The organism is Cryptosporangium sp. NPDC048952, assembly GCF_043197895.1.
Taxonomy (GTDB): domain Bacteria; phylum Actinomycetota; class Actinomycetes; order Mycobacteriales; family Cryptosporangiaceae; genus Cryptosporangium.
Genome location: NZ_JBICTY010000008.1, coordinates 452,964 through 477,264 on the forward strand (window position 1 = coordinate 452,964; position 24,301 = coordinate 477,264).

General features: G+C 67.6%; 23 protein-coding genes and 2 pseudogenes. 22 read left to right on the forward strand and 3 right to left on the reverse strand.

From position 1 onward, the window contains the following. Positions 1-275 precede the first annotated feature (275 nt). The 6 genes from lpdA (at position 276) to ACGFY5_RS39405 (ending at position 6,708) form a co-directional block, all read left to right on the forward strand. Complete coding sequence (lpdA, locus tag ACGFY5_RS39380; protein ID WP_392729008.1) at positions 276-1,676, forward strand: dihydrolipoyl dehydrogenase; 1,401 nt, start codon at positions 276-278, stop codon at positions 1,674-1,676. Positions 1,677-1,864: 188 nt separating this feature from the next. After that, complete coding sequence (locus ACGFY5_RS39385) at positions 1,865-3,181, forward strand: MFS transporter (RefSeq protein ID WP_392729009.1); 1,317 nt, start codon at positions 1,865-1,867, stop codon at positions 3,179-3,181. Between the two features lie 65 nt (positions 3,182-3,246). Beyond that, complete coding sequence (locus ACGFY5_RS39390; RefSeq protein WP_392729012.1) at positions 3,247-4,173, forward strand: zinc-binding dehydrogenase; 927 nt, start codon at positions 3,247-3,249, stop codon at positions 4,171-4,173. 14 nt (positions 4,174-4,187) lie between these two features. After that, the gene (gene purB, locus ACGFY5_RS39395) at positions 4,188-5,606 is read left to right on the forward strand and encodes an adenylosuccinate lyase (protein ID WP_392729013.1); all 1,419 of its coding nucleotides are present in this window, start codon (positions 4,188-4,190) and stop codon (positions 5,604-5,606) included. A gap of 56 nt (positions 5,607-5,662) precedes the next feature. Further along, entirely contained in the window at positions 5,663-5,995 is a 333-nt protein-coding gene (locus tag ACGFY5_RS39400) for a hypothetical protein (RefSeq protein WP_392729016.1), read from the forward strand. Positions 5,996-5,997: 2 nt separating this feature from the next. Continuing rightward, the gene (locus ACGFY5_RS39405; protein ID WP_392729018.1) at positions 5,998-6,708 is read left to right on the forward strand and encodes a nucleotidyl transferase AbiEii/AbiGii toxin family protein; all 711 of its coding nucleotides are present in this window, start codon (positions 5,998-6,000) and stop codon (positions 6,706-6,708) included. Here ACGFY5_RS39405 and ACGFY5_RS39410 read toward each other — a convergent pair. After that, positions 6,705-6,923: a hypothetical protein gene (locus tag ACGFY5_RS39410; RefSeq protein ID WP_392729020.1), complete on the reverse strand. Its 219-nt coding sequence runs from the start codon at positions 6,921-6,923 to the stop codon at positions 6,705-6,707. The genes ACGFY5_RS39405 and ACGFY5_RS39410 overlap by 4 nt on opposite strands. A 145-nt stretch (positions 6,924-7,068) precedes the next feature. Here ACGFY5_RS39410 and ACGFY5_RS39415 point away from each other — a divergent pair, with 145 nt between their 5' ends. From ACGFY5_RS39415 to ACGFY5_RS39465, 11 genes are all read left to right on the forward strand, one after another. Beyond that, positions 7,069-7,818 carry an SGNH/GDSL hydrolase family protein gene (locus ACGFY5_RS39415; protein WP_392729021.1) on the forward strand — a complete coding sequence of 250 codons (750 nt, stop codon included), beginning with the start codon at positions 7,069-7,071 and terminating at the stop codon, positions 7,816-7,818. A 558-nt stretch (positions 7,819-8,376) separates the two neighbouring features. After that, a complete protein-coding gene (locus ACGFY5_RS39420; protein WP_392729023.1) occupies positions 8,377-8,610 on the forward strand; it encodes a hypothetical protein in 234 nt (77 codons plus the stop codon). 126 nt (positions 8,611-8,736) lie between these two features. Beyond that, positions 8,737-9,576 carry a helix-turn-helix domain-containing protein gene (locus ACGFY5_RS39425; protein WP_392729026.1) on the forward strand — a complete coding sequence of 280 codons (840 nt, stop codon included), beginning with the start codon at positions 8,737-8,739 and terminating at the stop codon, positions 9,574-9,576. A 130-nt stretch (positions 9,577-9,706) separates the two neighbouring features. Then, entirely contained in the window at positions 9,707-11,641 is a 1,935-nt protein-coding gene (locus ACGFY5_RS39430) for an ABC transporter substrate-binding protein (RefSeq protein WP_392729028.1), read from the forward strand. Between the two features lie 141 nt (positions 11,642-11,782). Continuing rightward, entirely contained in the window at positions 11,783-12,217 is a 435-nt protein-coding gene (locus ACGFY5_RS39435) for a hypothetical protein (RefSeq protein ID WP_392729030.1), read from the forward strand. A 443-nt stretch (positions 12,218-12,660) separates the two neighbouring features. Then, a complete protein-coding gene (locus tag ACGFY5_RS39440; RefSeq protein WP_392729032.1) occupies positions 12,661-13,392 on the forward strand; it encodes a hypothetical protein in 732 nt (243 codons plus the stop codon). A gap of 1,026 nt (positions 13,393-14,418) precedes the next feature. Beyond that, complete coding sequence (locus ACGFY5_RS39445; protein WP_392729034.1) at positions 14,419-15,237, forward strand: hypothetical protein; 819 nt, start codon at positions 14,419-14,421, stop codon at positions 15,235-15,237. Positions 15,238-15,315: 78 nt separating this feature from the next. Continuing rightward, positions 15,316-15,879, forward strand: coding sequence for a hypothetical protein (locus ACGFY5_RS39450; protein ID WP_392729037.1), 564 nt, complete (start codon positions 15,316-15,318; stop codon positions 15,877-15,879). A gap of 218 nt (positions 15,880-16,097) precedes the next feature. After that, a complete protein-coding gene (locus tag ACGFY5_RS39455) occupies positions 16,098-17,033 on the forward strand; it encodes a hypothetical protein (protein ID WP_392729039.1) in 936 nt (311 codons plus the stop codon). Positions 17,034-17,100: 67 nt separating this feature from the next. After that, positions 17,101-17,745, forward strand: a complete 645-nt coding sequence (locus ACGFY5_RS39460; protein ID WP_392729040.1) for a hypothetical protein — start codon at positions 17,101-17,103, stop codon at positions 17,743-17,745. A gap of 69 nt (positions 17,746-17,814) precedes the next feature. Then, a complete protein-coding gene (locus ACGFY5_RS39465; protein WP_392729042.1) occupies positions 17,815-18,363 on the forward strand; it encodes a hypothetical protein in 549 nt (182 codons plus the stop codon). On the opposite strand, the gene ACGFY5_RS39470 is transcribed toward ACGFY5_RS39465, so the two are convergent. After that, positions 18,249-18,881, reverse strand: a complete 633-nt coding sequence (locus ACGFY5_RS39470; protein ID WP_392729044.1) for an NAD(P)-dependent oxidoreductase — start codon at positions 18,879-18,881, stop codon at positions 18,249-18,251. The two genes, ACGFY5_RS39465 and ACGFY5_RS39470, sit on opposite strands and share 115 nt — an antisense overlap. A gap of 101 nt (positions 18,882-18,982) precedes the next feature. Here ACGFY5_RS39470 and ACGFY5_RS39475 point away from each other — a divergent pair, with 101 nt between their 5' ends. From ACGFY5_RS39475 to purL, 4 genes and pseudogenes are all read left to right on the forward strand, one after another. After that, on the forward strand, positions 18,983-19,552 hold the full coding sequence (locus tag ACGFY5_RS39475) for a TetR/AcrR family transcriptional regulator (RefSeq protein WP_392729087.1): 570 nt from the start codon (positions 18,983-18,985) through the stop codon (positions 19,550-19,552). 366 nt (positions 19,553-19,918) lie between these two features. Continuing rightward, complete coding sequence (purS, locus tag ACGFY5_RS39480) at positions 19,919-20,179, forward strand: phosphoribosylformylglycinamidine synthase subunit PurS (protein ID WP_392729045.1); 261 nt, start codon at positions 19,919-19,921, stop codon at positions 20,177-20,179. Continuing rightward, positions 20,176-20,853: a phosphoribosylformylglycinamidine synthase subunit PurQ gene (purQ, locus tag ACGFY5_RS39485; protein ID WP_392729047.1), complete on the forward strand. Its 678-nt coding sequence runs from the start codon at positions 20,176-20,178 to the stop codon at positions 20,851-20,853. Before purS ends, purQ begins: the two co-directional genes overlap by 4 nt. A 2-nt stretch (positions 20,854-20,855) precedes the next feature. After that, positions 20,856-23,099, forward strand: a pseudogene (gene purL, locus ACGFY5_RS39490) (phosphoribosylformylglycinamidine synthase subunit PurL); the annotation flags it as partial. Positions 23,100-23,167: 68 nt separating this feature from the next. Here purL and ACGFY5_RS39495 read toward each other — a convergent pair. Beyond that, positions 23,168-23,677, reverse strand: coding sequence for a hypothetical protein (locus ACGFY5_RS39495; protein ID WP_392729050.1), 510 nt, complete (start codon positions 23,675-23,677; stop codon positions 23,168-23,170). Positions 23,678-23,933: 256 nt separating this feature from the next. On the opposite strand from ACGFY5_RS39495, the pseudogene ACGFY5_RS39500 reads away from it, so the two are divergent. Beyond that, positions 23,934-24,301: pseudogene (locus tag ACGFY5_RS39500) on the forward strand (hypothetical protein); the annotation flags it as partial.

Sequence of the window (24,301 nt, forward strand, 5' to 3'; positions counted from 1 at the left end):
GGCGCCCGGCGAGTGGCGCGCGGTTGCAGTTCCGGTGCGGGCCCCGCCGCGCGCCCGCGCCGCCGCGCGCCCGCGCCCGCCGCACCCGCACCCGCGCCTGCGGCGCACCCGCGCCCGTGCCCGCCGCGCGAGCGGCGCATCCGCGCCCGCACCCGCGCCCGCCGCGAGGGGCACGGGCCACGCTGGTGGGAATGATTTTCACAACCGTGAGGTTGTTCAACGGTGGCTGCCGGGCGCCTGACTCTCGGCGCGGGATCCGGAATAGGGTGGAAAGCGTGAGCACACACTTCGATGTCGTGGTACTGGGCGCGGGCCCGGGTGGTTATGTCGCCGCGATCCGAGCCGCGCAGCTCGGCAAAAAGGTGGCGATCATCGAGAAGCAGTACTGGGGTGGGGTGTGCCTCAACGTGGGCTGCATCCCGTCCAAGGCGCTGCTGCGGAACGCCGAACTGGCCTACATCTTCCAGAAGGAGGCCAAGCAGTTCGGCATCACCGTCGACGGCACGGTCTCGGTGGACTTCAAGCCCGCGTTCGACCGGAGCCGCAAGGTGGCCGACGGTCGCGTCAAGGGCGTCCACTTCCTGATGAAGAAGAACAAGATCCAGCAGTACCAGGGCTGGGGAACGTTCACCGACGCGAACACGATCGAGGTCGCGCTCAACGACGGCGGCAGCGAGACCGTCACGTTCGACAACGCGATCATCGCGGCCGGCGCCACCACCCGGCTGCTGCCGGGCACGCAGCTGTCCGAGCGGGTCGTGACGTACGAGGAGCAGATCCTCACCGACAACCTGCCCGAGAGCATCGTCATCGCCGGTGCGGGTGCGATCGGCGTCGAGTTCGCGTACGTCATGAAGAACTACGGCGTCGACGTGACGATCGTCGAGTTCCTCGACCGGCTGGTGCCGCTGGAGGACCCCGAGGTCTCTGCCGAACTCGCGAAGCGCTACAAGAAGCTCGGCATCAAGGTGCTCACCTCGACCCGGGTGGAGTCGATCGACGACTCGGGTTCCAAGGTTCGCGTCACGGTCACGAAGGACGGCGAGCAGCAGGTCCTGGAGACCGACAAGGTGCTGCAGGCGATCGGGTTCGCGCCGCGCACCGAGGGCTTCGGCCTGGAGAAGACCGGCGTGGCGCTCACCGAGCGCGGCGCGATCGACATCGACGAGTTCTGCCGGACGAACGTCCCGCACATCTACGCGATCGGTGACGGCACCGCCAAGCTCATGCTGGCGCACGCCGCCGAGGCGATGGGCATCATCGCCGCCGAGACGATCGCCGGTGCCGAGACCCAGTCGGTCGACTACGTGATGATCCCGCGGGCGACGTACTGCCAGCCGCAGATCGCCAGCTTCGGCTACACCGAGGAGCAGGCGCGTGAGAAGGGCTACGACGTCCAGGTCGCGAAGTTCCCGTTCACCGCGAACGCCAAGGCGCACGGCCTGGGCGACCCGGGCGGCTTCGTGAAGATCCTGTCCGACGCCAAGTACGGCGAGCTGCTCGGTGCCCACATGATCGGCCCGGACGTCACCGAGCTCCTGCCGGAGCTGACGCTGGCCCAGCAGTGGGACCTGACCGTGCACGAGGTCGCGCGGAACGTTCACGCGCACCCGACGCTGTCGGAGGCCGTCAAGGAAGCCGTCCACGGCCTGGCCGGGCACATGATCAACTTCTAGGTCCGCGACTGGGCGCACCTTTCTTCGACTGGCCGTCGGCTGACGCTCCCTCGAGCGCCTGGTCGGCGGCCAGTTTCATGCTGTCTCCGCCCAACTCTCTGCGGCGTTTCGGTCAGTGGAACGGTGGTGTTTCCGGGGGCTCGGGTCGGGCACGGGTGCAGTCACCGCCGCGCCACCGGGAGGTCGCCGTGCCCGATCGCATCGCACGTACCGTTCTTGGGCTGTGTTGGTTCGTCGTGCTGCTCGAGGGGTTCGATCTCTTCGTCTACAGCACGGTGATCCCCGACCTCCTCGACGACCCGGACTGGCACCTGACCGCCTCCGAGGCCGGCCGGATCGGTAGTTACGCCACGTTCGGGATGCTGATCGGCTCGCTCACGATCGGCACGGTCACCGACTGGATCGGTCGCCGGTGGACGATCATGGCCTGCGCGACCTGGTTCTCGGTGCTGATGGCGTTCTGCGCACTGGCTCCGAACCCCACGGTGTTCGGAATAGGGCGTTTCCTCGCGGGGCTGGGGCTCGGCGGGTTGATCCCCACCGCGATGCCGCTGGTCATGGAGTACATCGGTGAGCGTCGCCGGGGTTCCGGTGCGACCTGGATGATGACCGGCTATCACGTCGGGGGCCTGGTCGTGGCCGCGCTGGCGATCGCGATCCTTCCCGCGTTCGGGTGGCGCGCGATGTTCTGGGCCGGCGCGGTCCCGATCGTGGTCATGCTGCCGCTGCTGTGGCGCTACCTGCCCGAGTCGGTCGAATTCCTGCTCGCTCGCGGCCGTGAGGACGAGGCCGCCGAGGTCGCGCGTCGCCACGGAGTGGACCTCGACGCCGCCAGGACCCGCGTTGCCGGCGCCTCCACGGATCGGTCCGGAGCGCTCCGGACGATCTTCGGCCGGGGGTACCTCCCCGCCACGCTGCTGTTCTTCGTCGCGTCGTTCTGCGGGCTGCTGCTGGTCTACGGGTTCGGCACATGGCTGCCGCAGCTCATGCGCAGCTCGGGCTACGGACTCGGCTCGGCGCTGTCGTTCCTGGTCGTGACGAACGTCGGTGCGGTGGCCGGCCTGTTGCTCACCGGTCCGATCGCCGACCGGCTCGGCACGAAGCGCGCCTCGGCGATCTGGTTCCTCACCGGAGCGGTGTTCGTCGGGCTGATCAGCATCCGGATGCCGTCGGTGCTGATCTACCTCGCCGCCGCGCTCGCCGGGTTCTTCCTGTTCACCGCTCAGGTCGTGCTGTACGCGCACGTCGGCAACCACTACCCCGCGGCCACGCACGCGACAGCGCTCGGCTGGATCGCCGGGATCGGCCGGATCGGCTCGGTGATCGGGCCGACGCTCGGCGGGGTCCTGCTGGATGCCGATGCCGGCGTCTGGAGCTTCTACGTGTTCGCGCTGGCCGGCTTCATCGGCGCAGTCGCCATGTGGCTCGCCCCGCGCTCGCCCCTGGCCCAGGCCACCTCGTGCTGGCCGGTCTCCGACGGCGCCGGGTCGCCAAAACCCGCCTGAGCGATGGTTGTCGGGACAACCATCGCCTTGACCTGAAGCGAGCTTGAGGTTGCAGGCTGAGCTGCATGCGCGCGATTCAGCTGATCCGATTCGGCGATCCCTCGGTATTGGTTCCGATTGAGCTGCCCGACCCCGTTCCTGCAGAAGACCAAGCACTGGTCGACGTCGAAGTGGCGAGCATTTCGTTCGTCGAGACCCAGATCCGCGCCGGGCGCCCGCCCCGCGTCTTTCCGTTGCCGGATCCGCCGTTCGTGCCAGGAAACGGCATCGGCGGTGTGATCAGCGCGGTCGGGCCCGGTACTGACGAGAACCTGGTCGGGCAGCGGGTGTTCGCCACGACCGGCGGCTCGGGCGGCTACGCGTCGAAAGCTGCGGTGAACGTCGCCGACCTGATTCCGATCCCGGAGGGGCTGTCCACCGCCGACGGCGTCGGGCTGGCCACGGACGGGCGCACGGCGGTGGGGTTGTTCCGGCTCGCCGCACCGGTAGCCGGGGAGTGGGTACTGGTCGAGGCGGCGGCCGGCGGGCTCGGAACCCTGTTGGTTCAGCTCGCTCTGAGTGTCGATGCCCGCGTGATCGGCGCTGTGGGTAGCAGCGGCAAGGTGGACGTCGTCAATAAAAAAGCAGTAGCCGTGGAGTACGGGAAGTCCGGCTGGGTGGAGCGGGTCCGGGAGCTGACCGGTGGTCTTGACCTGGTGTTCGACGGCGTGGGTGGAGAGATCGGGGCGGGGGCGGCTGGGCTTGTGAAGCCCGGAGGGCGGTTCGTGATCCACGGGGGTGCGGGTGGGGCGATGACGGATCCGCGCACTGTCGCCGGACGCGTGTTGACTCTGCGGGACGTCCAGGGAAGCCCCACTGAGCTGGCAAAATCCGCGCTGTCCTCGGGGCTCGACCCGCTGATCGGGCAGGTGTTCCCGCTCGAGCGCGCTGCCGACGCGCACGCCGCGATCGAGGCTCGCGCCACCGTCGGGAAGACGCTGCTGATCGTGTGAGCGAAGATGGGTGGGTGATTCCGAATGTTCTCGCCGCCCGTTACGCCTCGCCCGAGCTGACCCGGATCTGGTCGCCCGAGCACAAGATCATGCTGGAGCGTCAGCTCTGGATCGCGGTGCTGCGTGCTCAGCGCGAGCTGGGGGTGCCGGTGCCCGACGGCGTCATCGAGGCGTACGAGGCGGTCGTGGACAACGTCGACCTGGCGTCGATTGCCGAACGTGAACGCGTAACACGGCACGACGTGAAGGCGCGCATCGAGGAGTTCTCGGCGCTCGCGGGCCACGAGCACATCCACAAGGGCATGACCTCGCGCGACCTCACCGAGAACGTCGAGCAGCTGCAGGTCAGGGCGTCGCTGGAGCTGATCCGCGACCGGGTCGTGTCCTCGCTGGTGCGCCTGGCCGCGCGGGCGGTCGAATTCGACGCGCTGGTGCTCACCGGCCGCTCGCACAACGTGCCGGCGCAGGCCACGCTGCTCGGCAAGCGGTTCGCCTCGGCGGCCGAGGAGCAGCTGCTGGCGTACGAGCGGCTCTCCGAGCTGTTGAACCGCTACCCGCTGCGGGGGATCAAGGGACCGGTCGGTACCGCTGCCGACCAGCTCGACCTGCTCGGTGGCGACCCGCTGAAGCTGGCCGCGCTGGAGGAGGCCGTGGCGCGGCACCTGGGCTTCGCGCGCGTGTTCACCAGCGTGGGGCAGGTGTACCCGCGGTCGCTGGACTTCGACGCGGTGTCCTCGCTGGTCGTCGCGGCAGCCGGGCCTTCGAGCCTGGCGACGACGATCCGGTTGATGGCCGGTCAGGAACTCGTGACCGAGGGGTTCAAGGCCGGGCAGGTCGGGTCGTCGGCGATGCCGCACAAGATGAACACGCGTTCGTGCGAGCGGGTGAACGGCCTGGCAGTGATCATTCGCGGATACGCGTCGATGACCGGTGAGCTGGCCGGCAACCAGTGGAACGAGGGGGACGTGTTCTGCAGCGTCGTCCGCCGGGTCGCGCTCCCGGACGCGTTCTTCGCCGCGGACGGGCTGTTCCAGACGTTCCTGACGGTGCTGACCGAGTTCGGCGCGTACCCCGCGGTGGTGCAGCGTGAGCTCGACCGGTACCTGCCTTTCCTAGCGACGACGAAGGTGCTGGTCGCCGCGGTGCAGCGCGGAGTCGGGCGCGAAGTGGCGCACGAGGCGATCAAGGAGCACTCGGTCGCGGTGGCGCTGGAGATGCGGGAGAAGGGCATCGAGCGCAACGACCTGCTCGAGCGGTTGGCGTCCGACGAGCGTCTGCGGCTCGACGCCACGACGGTGGCGTCGCTGGTCGCCGACCCGTCGGCGTTCACCGGTGCTGCATCGGCGCAGGTCGCGGAGGTCGCGCGCCGGGTGGGCGAGGTGGCCACCCGCCACCCGAAGGCGGCCCTGTACACGCCCGGTGAAATCTTGTAGGAATGAGTCCGTTCGGACGACTGCACAGTGGAGGGAGGTGAAACACACTGGATGGCATGAGCCTAACTGCTGACATGCTGCCGTCTCGCTACGAGGGGGCCGAAGAACGAGTTCCGCAGTCGTTCGACGAGTTTTACGGCCCGACCTCGGGCGTTGTTCAACTGCCGAATTTCCTTGCCTGGTCGGGCATGACCGCTTTCGACGTCCTGGTGGACGTTGAGCGTGTGCACATGTATCAGATCCTCATCGACGTCGGCCGGCGCATCGACGTGGCGAAATTCATGGACGCGGGTCTGCTGCAACAGGACTGGCCGATGCTGCGGCGCCTTCTGCCGAAGCAGATGATCGTGATCTGGGAGTCGCGGCTTCCGCTCGCATCGGCGGTCTGACGATGCCGATGAATCCGCTGCACCGACGGATGCTGGACATCGGAATTTCGGCGACCGCCGAGTTAGGCCTCGTGCTGGCGGGCGGATACGCCGTGCAAGCACACGAGTTGGTCGACCGGCCGTCGAAGGACGTCGACTTCGCCTACTGCGAGACGACCCCGGTCGCCGAGGTCGTCGAGACGCTGGTTGCGGCCTATCGCAACATGGGGTTCGACGTCGACGTGATCCAGGTGAACGCACGTCTGGCCCGGATGGACGTGCACACGCCGGAGGGCACCTGCGAGGTGGACGTCATGAAGGAGGCATTGCAACGGCCGACAAATTCAGCGTTGGGGCCGGTCGTTAGCTTCGAGGACGCAGTCGGACTCAAAGTCAGGGCGATTGCCGGGCGGACCGTGCCACGGGACTTCATCGACGTGCACGCGGCCAGCAAGCACTTCACGTGGCGGCAACTGGAGCGTCTCTGCGCTCGACATGACCCCGGTTTCGAGCTCGCCGACTTCGCTGATCGAGTCGGTGCCGCCGAGCACCTCGACGACATCACGTTCCGGGCTTACGGGCTGGACGACGAGCGGATCGCCGACATCCGGCGGTGGGCGGTGGCTTGGCGGGACGACATCAAGGTGCGATTGGCGTCGGACCCGGACGGGAAGGACGACGGGCCGCAGCGATTCAACTGGGATCGCTACCTGAACGAGCGGGAGGGTGGTTAGGGGGTGGAGACGGTGTCCAGAGCCCAGCGCATGCGGGGAACCGCGGTCTCGGGGTGGTCGCCGAACTCGGCGGCAAGGCGCTGAGCGCACCCCGACGGCCCGCCGAACTGCTCGAGGCTCGACGAGATCGCAGCCTCCAGCCGAGCCTCGCTGCAATCCTCCGACGGCTGAACGGCACTGACAAAAAGCGCCTCGGCCTTCACGGTGAGCGTCATGATCTTCTCCTGACCTCGCCTCCCCCGAGGCGACACTGCAACCGTGCGACCGCGAAGGAGCGCCACAAGTGGCAGGTCGGTTGCCGTTCGGGTGCCGGTGACCCGGAGGTCGCGCGCGCACCCCGCGCGCTGAAAGACTGAGCGCATGTCATGGATCCGGAACGCAGGGGCCGCGTTCCTGGTCGTGCTAGGTCTTTCGGTGATCGTGTATGTGCTGGTAGCGCCGCCGAAAGATCCGCCGCCGTACACGAGCCCGCCCGGGTTCGACGAGGCAGCCAGCGCGTCCCCGTCGGCCCAACCATCCGCGTTATTCGTCGGCGACGACTACCTCGCCGGTGCCCGCAACGACGGTCCCGCCGGCTCGGACGACGAGGCCACGTTCGCCGAGCTCGCTGCCGACCAACTCGGCTGGGTCGCGAACGTCGACGCCCAGAACGGCACCGGCTACACGATCAAGGCCGGTGACGGCACCGCGGCGTTCACCGGTCGCCTCGCCGCCGACAAGAAGGCGTTCTCCGCGGGCGTCGTCGTCATCTCGAGCGGTCGGCACGACCTCGAGGACTCCGAGCTCCGGGAAGGTTACGACGACGCCGTCCGTGCCTACTTCCGCGACGTCCGGATCGCCTACCCGAAGGCCACGGTGGTCGCACTGGCCCCGTTCTGGCCCGGTAGCGACCCGCCCCAAGGCTTGATCGACGCCCGCTTGGCGGTCAAGGAGGCGGCTGCCGCGACCGGCATCCGTTACGTGAACACGCAGGGCTGGGTGGCTGAGTCGGCTATCTCGTCCGATGGATCGCACCCCACCCCGGCCGGTCAGAAAGCGATCGCGCAGCGGGTGGTCGCCGTGTTCAAGCACGCGTCAACGCCCGGCGTCTCGCCCTCGCCCAGTGCCTGACCAGCGGTCCTCCAGCGGGGAGGGGGGACCGTCGGTGGCTGCACGCATCATCTCGACGCCGTTGCGGTAGGCAGCGCACTCCCAGTTCGTGTGACAGACCGGACACTCCGCCGACCCGTCGACAGGCAGATGCGCCGACCGCAACTCGTAGCCGGCGAGCCAGAGCTCGGTGTTGCCCGCGTCAGATGGCGGGCTCGTAGAGCTCACTATCGTGGGCCGCTCGACGGGCTCGGCGGACGCGGACCGGCCGGCCGCGGGCGCCCGGGACGGGGTCTGGTCGCGCTGTCTCCGTGCGGACGCGACTGAGTTGTGCGAACGCGTGCCATCGGCCCTCCGATCGCCCTTACGGAGTGTGGGGCACCGCGCGACAACGTTGGCGCTCGGCACCCACCCCCGAGGATGACTGCTTTCGCCTCTGAAGTTCAAGAAATTGCGAGAAATAGCTTCGAGGTACCCCGTCCGGGGTTGGGATTTTCTCGACCTTTAGCAACCATTTGTGTCCTCAGTGCCGTGCCGCATGGCGCTGGGCAGTTCAGTGTGGACCCGGGGGGATAAATCATGAAGCTGACATTCCGCGGCACCAACAGTTCCTACGGCTCGTGTCCTTCGGTCTACGAGACCGACCGCGGCACGCTGGTCGTCCAAGGCTGGCGCGTCACCGACGCCGAGGCCATCGCCGCACTCACCGAGCGTGGCCTACCCGCCCACGAGACCGCGGTGGAGATCCCGTTGGACCTCCTCTGCTACTTCCCGTCTGACCGCGGTTTGGGGTCTTCTTCGACCCGAACCTGATCCGGAAGCCGACCCCTGTGGCTGCCGGAGGCCACTGAGGACTGTGGGGTCGCCAAAGGCGGTGGTCGGTGTCCGGGTGGTCGGACCCCGACCGTTACCCTCGTGCCAGGAGGGAAGACCGGTTCCGTGGCCAAGCCCCATGACGCTCTGCGCGTCTTCGGATTGCAACTGCGCCAAGTGCGCGAAGACGCCGGACTGACCGGTAGAGCGGTCGCGGACCGCACCGGCTGGCCGCATTCCAAGGTGTCCAAGTTGGAGCGCGGTCAGCAGACCGCGACCGCGTCCGACGTGGACGCGTGGGTTCAGGCCACCGGCGCGGGGGACGACGACGCGGAGCGCCTCCAGGTCGCGCTCCGCAAGGCGCGCATCGAGTACACCGAGTGGCGGCAACGTCTGTCGACCGGCACCCGAGCGCGCCAGGTCCAGCGCCGCGAGGCCGAGGCCGACGCCACGTTGATCCGCGCGTTCGAGCCCGGCGTGCTACCCGGCTTACTGCAGACCGCTGACTACGCCCGCGCCGTTTTCCAAGGACTCGTCAGTACCTACGACATTTCTGACGACGTCGAGGACGGCGTGCGCGCACGACTCAGCCGACAGGACGTGCTTCTCCAGCCACATCGGCGATATCACTTCGTTCTTGCCGAAACGGCGCTGTATTGCCGCATAGCCGATTCGGCGACCATGCGTGCGCAGCTGGAACGCTTACTCGCGGTGGCGCGCATTCCGACCGTCGATCTCGCAGTGGTGCCGTTGGGAGCGCGGTGGCCCGTGGGGCCGCTGAACGGTTTCTGGATCTTCGATCGGGACTACGCGTTGGTGGAGACGCTCGGCGCGGAGCTGACGCTCCGTGAACCCCACGAGATCGCGGTGTACGAGCGCATCTTCGAGACGTTCTCCCGATTGGCCGTCCGAGGCTCGGCCGTCTCGGACCTGATACTCGGCGCAACCCGTCGGTACGCAGGGTGACCTCGGCATCCTGCTATTCGGCCATCCTCACCCCGGTCCGTCGCGCTAGTAGCAGGCGGTACGTATTCTGGGCGCTTCTCGGGAGAACGAAACCTTCCGAGTGACTTCAGTGTGACCACGGGGAACGGTGATGACCCAGTATCCGGCCGGCGGCGGCCAACCGAGCGAAGGCGAGCATCCCGGCGGAGAACCTGGCTGGACGCTTCCACCGGAGCAGTCGCCGAGCGGACCACCGGCGCCGAGTCAGGCGTCAGGTCCGCCGTCGTACGACCAGCAGTCCTACGGTCAGCAGCCACCGGCCTACGGGCAGCCCGCGCAGTTCGGTCAACAGCCGCCCCAGTACGGCCAGCAGCCGGGGGAGTACGGCCAGCCCCAGTACGGGCAGCCGGGTCAGTACGGCCAGCAGCCGCCCGAGTATGGGCAGCAGCCGCCCCAGTACGGGCAGCAGCCGCAGCCATACGGTCAGCCCGAGTACGGGCAGCAGCCGCCTTATGGGCAGCCCGCGCAGTACGGGCAGCAGCCGCAGCAGTACGGCCAGCCCCAGTACGGGCAGCCGCAGCAGTACGGTCAGCCCGAGTACGGCCAGCAGCCTGTCGAGTACGGGCAGCCTGCCGAGTACGGGCAGCCTGCCGAGTACGGGCAGCAATACGGGCAGCCGCAGCAGTTCGGCCAGCCGCAGGAGTACGGCCAGCAGGCCCAGTACGGCTCCCAGTACGAGCAGCCAGCTCAGTACGACCAGCAGGCGCAGTACGAACAGGGGGGTCAGTACGGGCAGCAAGGGCAGTACGACCAGCAGGCCGCGTATGGCCAGGAGGGCGCGTACGGCCAGGAGGGCGCGTACGGCCAGGAGTACGCCGCCGGCCCCCCACCAGCCCCGCCCAAGAAGAAGCGCTCCCTCGTCGGCATCGCGCTCATCGTCGTCTTAGCGTTGGTAGTTGTTGGTGGTGGCGGTGGCACTGCCTACTACCTGATGAAGGACGACGGGAAAGCCGACACCGCGGCGGCGCCGGCGGACGAGAAGAAGGGCTGTGCGAGCGGCACGGTAGCGGTGGTCGGTGACACCGGCGGCTCGGCGGACGATCCGGGCGAGGCGGCGGTCGCGATCACGACGCTCGCGGCGGAGGAGTACAACGCCAAGAACCCGGACTGCACGGTCGCGGTCCGCGAGTTCGACAGCGGCGGCGAGGAAGGCAAGGCCAAGCTCCTGGCCGACAAGATCATCAAGGACAAGTCGATCCTGGGTGTGGTCGGGCCGCTGTACTCGAAGGAGGCCCTCGCCGCGTCGCCGCTGTTCGACAAGGCCGGCCTGCCGATGGTGAACCCGACGACGTCCACGGTGTCGCTCGGCGAGATGAAGATGAAGTACTTCCACCGCACGGTGGGCACGGACGGCGACTCGGGCGTCGCGATGGCGAAGTACATCAAGGGCGCCGATCCGGCCGCAAAGGTGTACGTCGTCGACGATGGGACGCCGTACCCGAAGTCGATGGTGGCCACGGCGAAGCAGGAGCTGGGCGATCTGGTGGTCGGCACCTCCACGGTGAAGACCGGGCAGACGGACTTCACGCTGCTGGCGTCGTCGGTCGTCGACGCCGGCGCGACAGTGGTTGCCTTCGCCGGGTTCGCCGCGGAGGGCGCGGGGATCCGGAACGCGGTCACCGCGGCCGGTGGAAAAGACATCGACCTCGTTGGCGGTCCGGGGATGATCGACAGCGCGTACGTCACCGAGACCGAAGACACGGGTAAGGACACCGTGATCGTGTGCGCGTGTACTCCGGGCGCCGGTCTGTCGGAGGAGTTCCGCAAGAAGGTCGAGGACAAGACGACCACTCGGCCGAACCTCTACGTCGGTGAGATGTACGACGCGGCTTCGGCGCTGATGGCTGCGTTCGCAGCGGGGAACAAGACCCGCGCGGACGTCAACAAGTTCCTGTCGACGTACAACGCGCGGGGCGTCACGGGGCAGATCGCGTTCGACGCCAACGGCGAGCTCAAGGGGACGCCGCCGGAGTGGTACTTCGTCGTCGGTACCGATGGCTTCCTCGGCAAGAGCCGGATCCAATAGTGGGGTGTTCTCACCCCTCGTGAGCGTGGAGTTCGTGTTGCTGGCGCCGCGCCCCCAAGTGGGGCGCGGCGTGATTTTTGTCGGGTAAAGATCCCGTAAACATGGCCCCTCGGTGGGCTAGTTGACCCATCAATTAGCGTCATGCGACGTACGAAGCGATCCCTCGGGGCCACCGGCGTGCTGGCCCTCGGTCTTGCTGTGGTGGCTGCGGTGTGTTGCCTGTGGTCGTGGATGGCGTACACGTACCTGTTCGGGCGTGCGGTGTCGGTGAGTATCGGGGACGAGTGCCTCGGGAAGTACCAGAGCGGCGTCGACGGGACGATCGAGTGCTGGGACGCTTCGTGGCCGTTGGACGGTGGGGAGCACTTCGGGTCGTTGGTTGATTACCGACAAAGCGGCGGGGCATTCGAGTACGACGTGATCGAGGCGCGGGCATTCGGTGACAGCGCGCGTACGGAGCCATCCGCATTGCCGTACGTGGCCGGCCTTGTTGGGCCGGCGCTGTTCGTTGTTGCCGGTGGGGTGTTCGTGGTGGGGCGGCGTGGGGCGAGGCGCAAGGAGATTCAGTACTACTGATAGCGGGCGCGATACGTCTTATTTTCTCATTGTGAGCGTTCGCGCTGAATCGTGGGGCGCTTGGCGCTGACCCACTTTCGCTATAGCCGACGTCAGTCGGAATGTCTTACTTCTATCGTCGATGCTGGCACCTAAAACTTTGCTGTGCATTCGAGGATTTGGTTGATCCGCGCACCTTACTCGTTCCAATCAAGGGCGTGGAATGCGGCGATGGTTCGCTGACCTGCGGAAACGTGACGTTAAACCAATCGCGACAAACTCGTTGATTTTTCCATGTGTATTGGGTTGCGCCGGATTTGACCAACATGCGATTGTTCGTCCGGCTTCACTCGATGTCGCCGTCGGCATACGGGGTCTCTAGCTTCGTGCGGGAGGGGAAACTTCCGCAGCTCGGCAATCCATTGACGCGCTCGCCGCGTCATGCCGCGCTGCGGTAACTGCTCGTGCTCACGACCCGTATTCCGTATGTCAGTTCATTTCAAATTCCTGGCGCCGTCGCCAGGAGCAATTGGGGGATTTACATGAAGACGTGGGTTCGCAACGGCCTCGCCGTCAGCATGCTCGCCGCCGGAATTGCTGGCTCTACCGCCGTCATCGGCGCCTCGGCCGCCCAGGCCGCCCCGTGCACCACGCCTGGCTGCACCAATGTCGGCGGGCTCGGCGACGACAATGGCACTACCGTTGGTGCTGCGGACCGTTCGTGGCGGCGAGGTGGCACTAACCAGGGTGGCGGAACTATCAACTCGATCAACGTTCCCGCTGCCAACTTCACTGGAACTGTCAACGTGGGGGGAATCGGCTCCCGGAACCAGGCTGCAACGGCCGCTGACTCGTTCCAAACTGGCTTTGTAGCCTCAACCGGGGCCATGCGAGGCGCTGCTCAGACCGGAGGAATCGGATCGGACAACGGCACCGTCGGTGCCGCGAATCAGTCCTTCGAAACCGGATCGATCGCCGTCACGGGTTCACTCGGCACCACGGGTGCAGTCACCACGGGCGGCATCGGTGACGCCAATGGCAGTGGCGGGAATGCTCTGCGGTCCTGGAACACAGGCAGCTTCACAAGTAACGGAACCTACAACGGAACCACCACGATCGACGGCATCGGAAATGGGAACGTCAGCGCTGGCGACGCCACTGACGCATTCGGCAGTGGAAACGTCAACCTCTCCTGACGAACCGCAGCGGTACGTTGTCGGAAATCTAGCGCAGGGCTGAAGCGACAGGCGCCGTCCCATCTCGGGGCGGCGCCTGCGGCCATGAGGATAAGCGAACGCGCAGTGCTTAAGAGAGCGTTGTAATGGGCTTGTGGGGTTCGGGGAGTGACGTACGATTTGGGTATGTGATCCGATTCCATCGGCTTGCGGTCTTGCAAATCGTTTCGGACGACGCCTTCTGGTGAAAGGCGGGCCGTGAACCTACGCGCACGCGGATTGTGATCGGTATACTCGCTTCCGTGTGTCGGAATCGGTCTCCCCTTGCAGGCAACTGAGGAGATGGCCATTCTATGGGATCATTCAAGAATTCAATTACTGTCGGGTTGTTGGCGATCGGAATTCTTACGACTGGGGCCACGGCGGCGCAAGCCGGCATTACTAGCGGTGATCCCGCGGGTAAAAGCACTGATCGGTCGGAAGGCGTGGCGCAGCGGGCATGTTCGGTTGAGGTCCGAACCGGCGATGGCGCTAGTAATCAGGTAATCGTCGGCGATGTGGTCGGGTATGGGAACGGCACGGGCGTATCTGTCACGCGTGACTGTGTTTCGCGTGGTACACCGCAGGTCGTGCCGCGTGTTGGGCGGGCGGCTCGACCCCGCATCGATTGCCGTGAAGTTCCGCGATCGAGGGCTGCGGAGTGCCTGAAGTACGTGGAGCTGCTCCGAATGACGCTGCGGCGGCAGGTGATTCGAGGCGCAGCGGAACGTTAATGTGACTGTGATTCACCGTCCGGTTTCTTCGCATCCATTCGGGGTTGCGAAGAAAATCCGCCTCTGACAATGTTCGTGCTGGCTTCCTCGTGAGGCGGTGCAGCAAATTCCTGAATTCCCGTGCCGTTGCTGTTGAGGAAGACGCCTGGCCCGACGCCGTACCGGCTTGTTGGGCGCGTCAGGTCGGGTCTGCGGGTGATCGACACCCGTTCAGATTGCCAATCCATTCATTCCTCATTGCAATTGCATGGGGAGATTTCGGGGGTACTCCTTCATGAACACCTGGGTCCGGAACAGTCTTGCCATCTCGATGGTCGCTGCCGGAATCGTCGGTGCTGCTGCGTCTTCGGCGCAGGCTGCGGACGACGACTGCAAGCCCTGGAGCAAGCGCTGCGCCGAGACCGGTTCGATCGGAAACGACAACACGGTCAAGGACAACTCGTACGACTCGTTCGAGACCGGTGGCATCAACATCGACAAGGACTTCAAGGGCCGCGCCACGACCGGCAGCATCGGCAAGAAGAACAAGGTCGGCGACGATGCGTATGACGCCTTCCGGACCGGCGGTATCTATGTCAAGGACGAGTTCAAGGGCCGCGCCACGACCGGCAGCATTGGTGACCGCAACGAGGTCGGCCGTGACGCTGACAACGCCTTCACGACCGGTCGGATCCACGTGGGCGACGACCTTCGCGGCAAGGTGACCACCGGCAGCATCGGTGACGACAACTACGTCAAGAAGGACGCCAAGGACTCGTTCCAGACCGGCGACGTGTGGGTCAAGGGCGACGTCGAGGGCAAGGTGTCCACCGGCAACGTCGGTGACGACAACACGGTGAAGGGCAACTCGCGGGACTCGTTCACCAGCGGCAGCGTCCGCGTGAACGGCGACCTTGAGGGCACCGCCCGTACCGGCAACGTCGGTGACGACAACTTCGTCGGTGGAGACGCCAAGAACTCCTTCAACTCGAAGGGGATCGACATCGACGGTGACTTCGAGGGTCACGCCAAGACCGGCAACGTCGGCAGCGACAACTGGGTCGGCGGGGACGCCAAGGACTCCTTCAACGCCGGCGGCATCAAGCTCCGTTGATTCACCCGCGGCCGCGGGCGCGCTGATCGCGCGCTCGCGGCTGTGGATCGAATGACTACGACGTGAGGAGGACGGCGCATGGCCAGAGTCTGGACGTCTGTATGTGCGATCGCTGGGTTGGTTGCCGTGGGGGTGACGGTGGCTTCGTCGTCAGCCAGCGGTGACGGCCCTGCCCCCAGCGAGAAGGACCGTCCACTGGCGGTCTCCACCGGCTCTCCGCAGCTCAGCACCAAGATCGAGCCTGACGTCGAGGCTCGGCCGGGCACCGCGCTGCGGCCTGACGCCGAGGCTCAGCCTCGGGCCGCGATCCCGCCTGCAATCGAGGCTCAGCCTCGGGCCGCGATCCCGCCCGGCACCGAGCAGCGGTCCGGAGCAGAACGGCAGTCTGGCAGTGAGCGGGGCGGGGTGGAGAAGCGGGTGAGGAAGGTCGAGTGCAAGCCGCCGGGACGGATTCGGGTCACGGTGGGCAAGGTCGGTAGTGGTAACCGGGTGGGCGGGCGGAACGAGGGATCGTTCCAGACCGGCAAGGTGGTCATCGGTGGCAAGGTGATCGAGGCCGAGCCCGGGGAGACGGTGGACGTGCGGGTTCCGGGAAAGTGTGTGCCGAAGGCGAAATCCGCGCCCGCTTCGAAGAATCGTTGAACATCGGTCGACGCCCGTTCCGGGGCGTCGACCTTTGTGTTCTTCCTGAGTATTTTCGAGACCGAGTTTCACTGTTCTACGCCGCAGTGAAAATCGCGAGCGAGCAAATTGCATTTTAGCGGTCGGCCGGGGTTGAGGCAGTACGGCGGATCGTGAAAATTTGGCGTCTAGTCGAACCCCCTTCGTACCGAATTCCTCTTTCGAAAGTTGGTTTTGTTGTGAAGTCGTGGATCCGTCGGAGTGCCGGTGTCGGCATCATTGCTGCCGGAATTGTTGCGGCCGGCGCCACCACCGCCCAGGCCGCCCAGGTCTCGGCCGACCACTACCGGCCCTGCAAGTCGTGCCAGCAGGAGTCGGCCCCCAAGGTCACCAAGCTGAAGACCGGCGACGGTGGCAGCCACACCGACGTGCTGGGCAGCGTCACCAGCTCGAACAACGGCGAGGGCTACACCGGAACGGTTTACGGCCCCGTGACCACCGGAAACGGCGGGGACGACAACTACGTCACCGGCAATGTCTCCAAGTCGTACAGCGGTGGGAACTACAGGGGCAACTCCACCGGCCCGGTCAACACGGGCCGCGGCGGTGACGACAACGTCATCGGTGGAAAGGTGTCGTACTCGTACAACGGCGGAAACGTCGAGGGCAACACCAAGGGCTCGGTGAAGACGGGCCGCGGTGGTAGCGGAAACGTGATCGTCGGCGATGTTCGCGGCTCGTTCAATGGCGGTGGCTACAAGGGCAACACCGACGGAAACGCCACGCTCGGCGACGGCGGAAGCTACAACACCGTAGGCACGAGCAATAAGCGCAGCGACGCTGTCGACTCGTTCAATGGTGGCGACTTCACCGGCACGGTGAAGGGTGACGTCAAGGCCGGAAACGGTGGCAGCAACAACAAGGTCTACGGCGACGCGCTCGGTTCGTACAACGGCGGGGACTTCAAGGGCACCGTTTACGGCGACGCCACCGCCGGAAATGGCGGCAGCAACAACACCATTCTCGGCGACTCGTCTGAGTCGTTCAACGGCGGAGCGATCGTCGGCAAGGTCGGGGGCGACGTCACGACCGGTAGCGGTGGCAGCAGCAACAAGGTCTACGGCGACGTGAACTCCTCGTTCAACGGCGGCGAGATCGATGCCCGCAAGTTCTGACCACTTAGCCCTCGGCGGAGCCCCCGCACCTTCCTGGCCGGTTGGCCACACGAAGAAGGGAATTGTCGTGAACACCTGGATGAAGCGCGGTGCGTGCCTCGGTGTGCTTTCCGCGGGTCTGGTCGCTGCTGCCGCTGGTGGTGCCTCCGCTGCTCCGGAACCAACTGGAGCGGAGAACCCCGTCGCGGCGGTGACCGGTGCGCTCGGCGATGCCCTGCCCGTGGCCGCTGGCCAGGGAGGGAGTGGGGGTGATGGGGGCAGTGGCAACAAGGTCGGCCCGGAGCAGGCCGTTGCTCCCGGGGAGCGGGCTGTCGGCCGGGTGGCGGCTCCTGCGGGGCAGAGCATCGCCCCGGCGGAGCAGCAGGTCGGCAAGACGGTGGACCCCGTGAAGCAGTTGGTGGCTCCGGTGAAGGAGAGCGGTACTCGGGTTACGGATCTGCTCGGGATCCCGGGGGCGCAGCCGGCGGTGCCCGACGGGATCCCGGGGCTCCCCGATGTGCTCGCCATGCCGGGTACGGGTCCCGCCGGCGGTAAGGGCGGCGACGACAACGAGGTCTACGGCGCCGGGAACCGCATCGGCAACGGCGGCAGCGTCACCACCGAAGGCGGCGCTGCCCAGGGTGTCGACGCTCGAGGCGCCGACGCCCGAGGCGCCGGCCCCAGCGGCGGTCCGCGTACGACCTGGCTGACCGCGCTCGGTCTCGACGGCTGATCCCATTCGGAGCGGGCCGGCCGGGCGCTTCGGCCGGCCCGCACCCACCCCTCGAAAGGAACAGAACCCATGAACCCCTGGATCACTCGCGGCGCCCAGGTCGCCGCGCTCTCCGCCGGTCTGGTGGCCTTCGGCGCGACCGGCGCATCGGCGGCTACCGACTTAGACGGTGGCGGCAACGTCGTCGGCAACGGTGGTGACGGAGGAGCTGGCGTCTACAACGAGGCCGGCAGCGTGAACCTGATCAACCTCGGATTCGGCGGCCGCGGCGGGAACGGTGGCCAGAACAACGTCAGCGACGGTGGAGGCGACGACGCCGTCGGCAACGGAGGAAACGGCGGCGTGGGCATCTACAACGCTCCCGGCAGTTACAGCCTGGTCAACGTGAGCATCGACGGCCAACCGGGCACGAGCGTGCTCGACGCAGGTAGCTTGACCGGCGGGAACTTCCTACCGAGTACCCCGGTCTCACGCCGCACCGGTCTGCTGGGCTTCCACCCGGGTCAAGACGCGACGGTCACCGCTCGCCCGACCGACGCCGGATCGTTCATCAACGACAACAAGCAGTCGGCGACGTCAGCCCTGGGCACGCTGTACCCGCCCCGCACCCCCTCGTAGCCCGTGCGGTAGCGGCCGGTGTGGGGCTTGTCGAGTAGGCGCGGCGGTCGGACGATCGTCCAGTCCAGGCCGCTCGCGCGGATCGCCTGCTCCATGGCCTCGGTGTCCCGGAAGTTCTCCCGGAGGAACAGCCGCACCAATGGCTTCGCGACGAGCCGAGTCACCAGGTCGTCGTCCTTCTCGGTGTAAGCGCCGCTGGCGCTGACGAACAGCACCCGACGGATGCCCACCTCCGACGCCGCCCTCACCAGCGCGTTCGCCCCGTCGGCCAGGACGGTCGTCGGTCCGCTGCCGCGGTGGCCGAGCGAGGAGATCACCGCATCGCGGCCCGCGATCAGGGGACCGAGTTGCGCCGGGTCGAGAGCGTCGGCCTGGACGACGTCCAACCGTGGGTGGGTGGGAACGGACAGTCGTGCAGGGTCGCGTACCACCGCGGTGACCCGGTCGCCATCGGCGAGCGCCTGGGTGACGACGCATCGGCCGACTCCGCCGGTCGCGCCGAGCACTGTGAGTTTCATCGGAAGTACCTCCTGGGATGGTTAGTAAGTACTCACCCACCTAGACTGGGCGGTGACACCGACCGTCGTCAAGGGAGAGTTCGCTGAGCACCCGGGATCGGATTCTCGACGCCGCCGCCGCTGTCATGCGCGAGCGTGGCCTGGCCCATGCCACGACCAAGGAGATCGCCAAAGCGGCCGGATTTTCCGAGGCGACGCTCTACAAGCACTTCACGGACAAGACCGAACTGTTCGTCCAGGTGCTGTCGGAGCGGTTGCCGCGGTTCGTGCCGGTCGTCAAGGCGCTCCAGCCCGGGGAAGGGGCGGTGCTCGAGAACCTTCGCGGGGTGGCCGCCGCGGCGATCGAGTTCTACACGGACAGCTTTCCGATCTCGGGGTCGATCTTCGCCGAGCCGAAGGTGCTGGACGCGCACCGTGTCGGGCTGCGTCGTACCGGGTCCGGGCCGCACAAGGCGAACGAAAGTCTCACCGCGTACCTGCGGGCCGAGCAGGAGCTGGGCCGGGTACGGGCGGACGCTGACCCGGCTTCGTTGGCTGCGCTGTTGCTCGGCGCGTGCTTCCAGCACGCCTTCCTACTGCAATTCAACGACGACGACGCCAAGGCTGACGTCGAAGCGACCGCCGCCCGTTTTGTCACCACCCTGGCCCCGGCGATCGAGGCCGGGCATTGACAGTTCGACGCGGATTGCCTGGTTGCGGCTCACAGTTGGCGGGGTGCCGGAGCGACTTCCAGTCAATCCGCGCGCCGGGCCGGGTGCGTCGGCCGCCTCGTCCGGAGCGGTCCCGATGACGCTGGCTCCAGCGCGCCGAAACGGGACCGCATTCTCGCCAGCCGTGTGGGCCCAATCCGGCGGGTTCCGCGGCGCTGGAACGGGACCGCTTCGGGCGGTCGGCGGGGCTCGAGGGTGGGGAACACGCCGGGTGGCGCGCCGGGGGCTTGGCGTGCGGGTGGCGGTCACTCCGAGGTACCGCGCGAACCTCGGTAGGCTGAATCGCAGATTGCGCAGCAGCCCGTCCATCCTCTTCCAGGAGTTTCCGTGCCCGCGTCGACCCGCGTCGTCGTCGATGTCATGCCCAAGCCCGAGATCCTCGATCCGCAGGGTCAGGCCATCGCCAACGCCCTGCCAAGCCTCGGCTTCTCCTCGATCGCCAGCGTCCGTCAGGGCAAGCGTTTCGAGGTCGAGATCGCCGGTGAGGCGACCGAAGAGGCGTTGGACGAGGTGCGTCGTGCCGCCGCGACGCTGCTCGCCAACCCGGTGATCGAGGACTTCGAGATCCGTGTCGAGGTCGCCCAGTGACCGCTCGGATCGGGGTCATCACGTTCCCCGGCTCGCTCGACGACCGCGACGCACTGCGCGCGGTCAAACTGGCGGGCGGGGAGCCGGTTGCCCTCTGGCACGCGGACGCCGACCTGCACGGCGTCGACGCGGTGATCCTGCCGGGTGGCTTTTCCTACGGCGACTACCTGCGGTGCGGTGCCATTGCCCGCTTCGCTCCCGCGATGACGTCGCTCATCGACGCGGCGAAAGGCGGCATGCCGGTGCTCGGCATCTGCAACGGCTTCCAGGTGCTGTGCGAGTCGCACCTGCTGCCCGGGGCGCTTCGCCGCAACCACCACCTGCACTTCCGCAACCGCGACCAGGTGCTGCGGGTCGAGTCGACGAGCACCCTTTGGACGCAGGACTACCAGCAGGGCCAGGAGATCCTCATTCCGCTCAAGAGCGGCGAGGGTGCCTACATGGCCGACGAGAAGACGCTCGACGCGTTGGAAGCCGAAGGCCGCGTGATCGCCCGGTACGTGGGCGGTAACCCCAACGGTTCGCTGCGTGACATCGCCGGCATCAGCAACGAGGCCGGGAACGTCGTCGGCCTGATGCCGCACCCCGAGCACGCCACCGAGGCGCTGACCGGGCCGTCCACCGACGGCCTCGGCTTCTTCACCTCCGTGATCCGGGCGATGGTGCCCGCGTGACCGACTCGGTGAACAACGCGAATCAGACTCCCGAGGAGCAGCAGCCGTACCTCGAGCTCGGACTCAAGGACGACGAGTACGCCCGGATCCGCGAGATCCTCGGCCGTCGCCCCACCCAGACCGAGCTCGCGATGTACTCGATCATGTGGAGCGAGCACTGCTCCTACAAGTCGAGCAAGGTGCACCTGCGTCAGTTCGGTGAAAAAGCTCCTAAGACCGACGCTCTGCTGGTCGGCATGGGAGAGAACGCCGGAGTGGTGGACGTCGGTGACGGTCTCGCTGTGACGTTCAAGGTCGAGAGCCACAACCACCCGAGCTTCGTCGAGCCGTACCAGGGTGCGGCCACGGGCGTCGGTGGCATCGTCCGCGACATCCTGACGATGGGCGCCCGCCCGATCGCGGTGATGGACCCGCTGCGCTTCGGCGCGGCCGACCACCCCGACACGGCCCGGGTGCTGCCTGGCATCGTCGCGGGCGTCGGTGGCTACGGGAACTGTCTCGGGCTGCCGAACATCGGTGGCGAGGTCGTCTTCGACCCGTCCTACCAGGGCAACCCGCTGGTCAACGCGCTCTGCGTCGGTGTCATGCCGCACGACCGCATCCAGCTGTCGGCTGCGAAGGGTGTCGGCAACGTCGTCGTGCTGCTCGGCGCGAAGACCGGCCGGGACGGCATCGGCGGTGTGTCGGTGCTGGCCAGTGCCACGTTCGACGAGGGCTCGGAGACCCGGCGCCCCGCGGTGCAGGTCGGCGACCCGTTCGCGGAGAAGCTGCTGATCGAATCCTGCATCGAGATGTTCGACCGCAAGCTGGTCGTCGGCATCCAGGACCTCGGCGGCGCGGGCCTGACCTGCGCCACCACCGAGACCGCGGCGGCCGGCAAGGTCGGCATGCACGTCTGGCTCGAGCGGGTTCCGCTGCGCGAGGCGTCGATGGAGCCGCAGGAGATCCTCGCCAGCGAGTCGCAGGAGCGCATGCTCGCGATCGTCGAGCCGTCGAAGCTCGACGAGGTGCTCGCGCTCGCCGCCAAGTGGGGCGTGCTCGCCACCGCGATCGGTGAGGTCGTCGAGGGTGACCGTCTGGTGATCACGTGGCACGACGAGGTCGTGGTCGACGTTCCGCCACGCTCCCTGTCCGACGAGGGGCCGGTGTACGACCGCCCGATCGCGCAGCCCGCCGACTTCGAGCTGGTGCGCGCCGACCGGGCCGAGACGCTGCCTCGGCCGCAGAGCGGTGACGAGTTGCGCGACACGCTGCTGAAGCTCGTCGCGAGCCCGAACCTGGCCGACAAGACGTGGGTCACCGAGCAGTACGACCGGTACGTCCAGGGCAACACCGTGCTGGCGCAGCCCGAGGACGCCGGTGTGATCCGGCTCGACGAGGAGAGCGGGCGCGGCATCGCGCTGGCCACCGACGGCAACGGCCGGTACGCCAAGCTCGACCCGTACGCCGGGGCGCAGCTCGCGCTGGCCGAGGCGTACCGGAACGTGGCGACGACCGGGGCCGCGCCGCTGGCGGTCACGAACTGCCTCAACTTCGGTAGCCCGGAGGACCCGGGTGTGATGTGGCAGTTCCAGCAGGCCGTGACCGGTCTGGCGGACGGCTGCGCGACGCTCGGCACGCCGGTCACCGGTGGCAATGTCAGCTTCTACAACCAGACCGGATCGACGGCGATCCACCCGACGCCGGTGATCGGCGTGCTGGGTGTGTTCGACGACGTTTCCCGGCGCACGCCGATCGGTTTCCAGGACGACGGGGAGTCGTTGATCCTGCTCGGGTCGACCGAGGAGGAACTGTCCGGGTCGGAGTGGGCGTGGGCGCTGCACGGTCACCTCGGTGGGGTGCCGCCGCGCGTCGACCTGGCTCGGGAGAAGCTGCTCGGTGAGATTCTGATCGCCGGGTCGCGGGACGGGATGCTGTCGGCTGCGCACGACCTGTCGGACGGTGGGTTGGCGCAGGCCTTGACCGAGGCGACGCTGCGGTACGGGGTTGGCGCACGGATCGTGCTGCCGGAAGGTGCTGACCCGTTCGTGTGGCTGTTCTCGGAGTCGGCCGGGCGGGTGTTGGTGTCGGTGCCGCGCACCGAGGAGCTGCGGTTCACGGACATGTGCACGATGCGGTCGCTGCCGTGGGCGCGGGTCGGGGTCGTCGACAAGGTCGGTGGGGCGCTCGAGGTGCAGGGGCAGTTCTCGATCCCGCTCGACGAGTTGCGTTCGGCGTGGACGGGGACGTTGCCGGCGTTGTTCGGCTGAGTCTTTCGCTCTCACGGAACCGGCCGCCGAGGGTTACCTCGGCGGCCGGTTCGTTGTTTTGCTGGTCAGCGTTGCGGCGGGTACTGCTGCTGATCGTTCTGATCCGGCGGGGGCGGCGGGTACTGGCCCTGGGCGGGCGGCCCGCTCATCGGCGGTCCGCTCATCGGCGGGGCCGGGGGCTGGTAGTCCTGCGGGGGGTACTGCGGGTAACCCGCGGGAGGTGAGGGCTGTTGCCACTGCTGCTGGGGCGCCGCGCCGTAGTTCGGGTAGTTCGCCGGCGGCGCGGAGGAGGGATAGCCGTTGTTGTAGCCGGCGTTCTGTCCCGGCGGCGGATAGTTCGGTGACGGGTAGTTCGGTGCCGCGGGGGGCGCCGAGGCGGGGTAAGCCGGGTAGTTCGCGGGCGGCGCTGACGCCGGGTAGTTCGCGGCCGGGGGTGCCGACGCCTGGTAGTTCGCGGCGGGCGGTGCCGAGGCCGGGTAGGACTGCGCCGGCCACTGCGCGGTCGGAGGGCCGGCTGGGGCCGGATAGCCCGGGGGCGGGTAGCCCGGAGGCGGGTAGCCCGGTGGGGCCGACATCGGCCGACCCGGGACGGGCGGGCCGGACATCGGCGGGGCCGACATGGGCCGGCCAGACATCGGGGGACCGGACTCGGGCATCGGCGGGGCCGACATCGGCATGGGTGGCGCGGACATGGGGGGTGCCATGGGCGCGGGGGGAGTGTCCCAGCCGGCGAGGGGCGCGCGGCTGGAGTCGTTGGGGTAGCCGGCGACGCCGTAGTCGGGTGCAGGGGCGCCGTAGGCGGGGCGGGTGCCCCAGCCCTGCTCTGCGCCGGTGCCGACCACGGGTGGGGCGGAGGGCGTTCCGGGGACCTCGGTCGGAAGCGCCGAGGCGTACTGGTCGCCGAGTGGGCCGGCCGCGCGGGTGTACGGCGCACCTGCCCAACCGGCGTCATTCATTGCCGGCCACGCCGTCGTCGGGTCGCTCGGCGCGATCGGCCGGCCGGACACCGAAGCCGCGCCGGACACCGAAGCCGCCCCCGAGACCGGCATCGCGCCCGGCGCGGATGCCGCGCCGGAGACCGGCATGGCGCCGGGCACGGACGCTGCGCCGGAGAAGGAGGCCGGGCCTGAGACGGGTACGCCTGAATACGGGACGCCGGAAGCGGGCGTGCCGGAGGTGGGGGTGGGGTCCACGGTGGG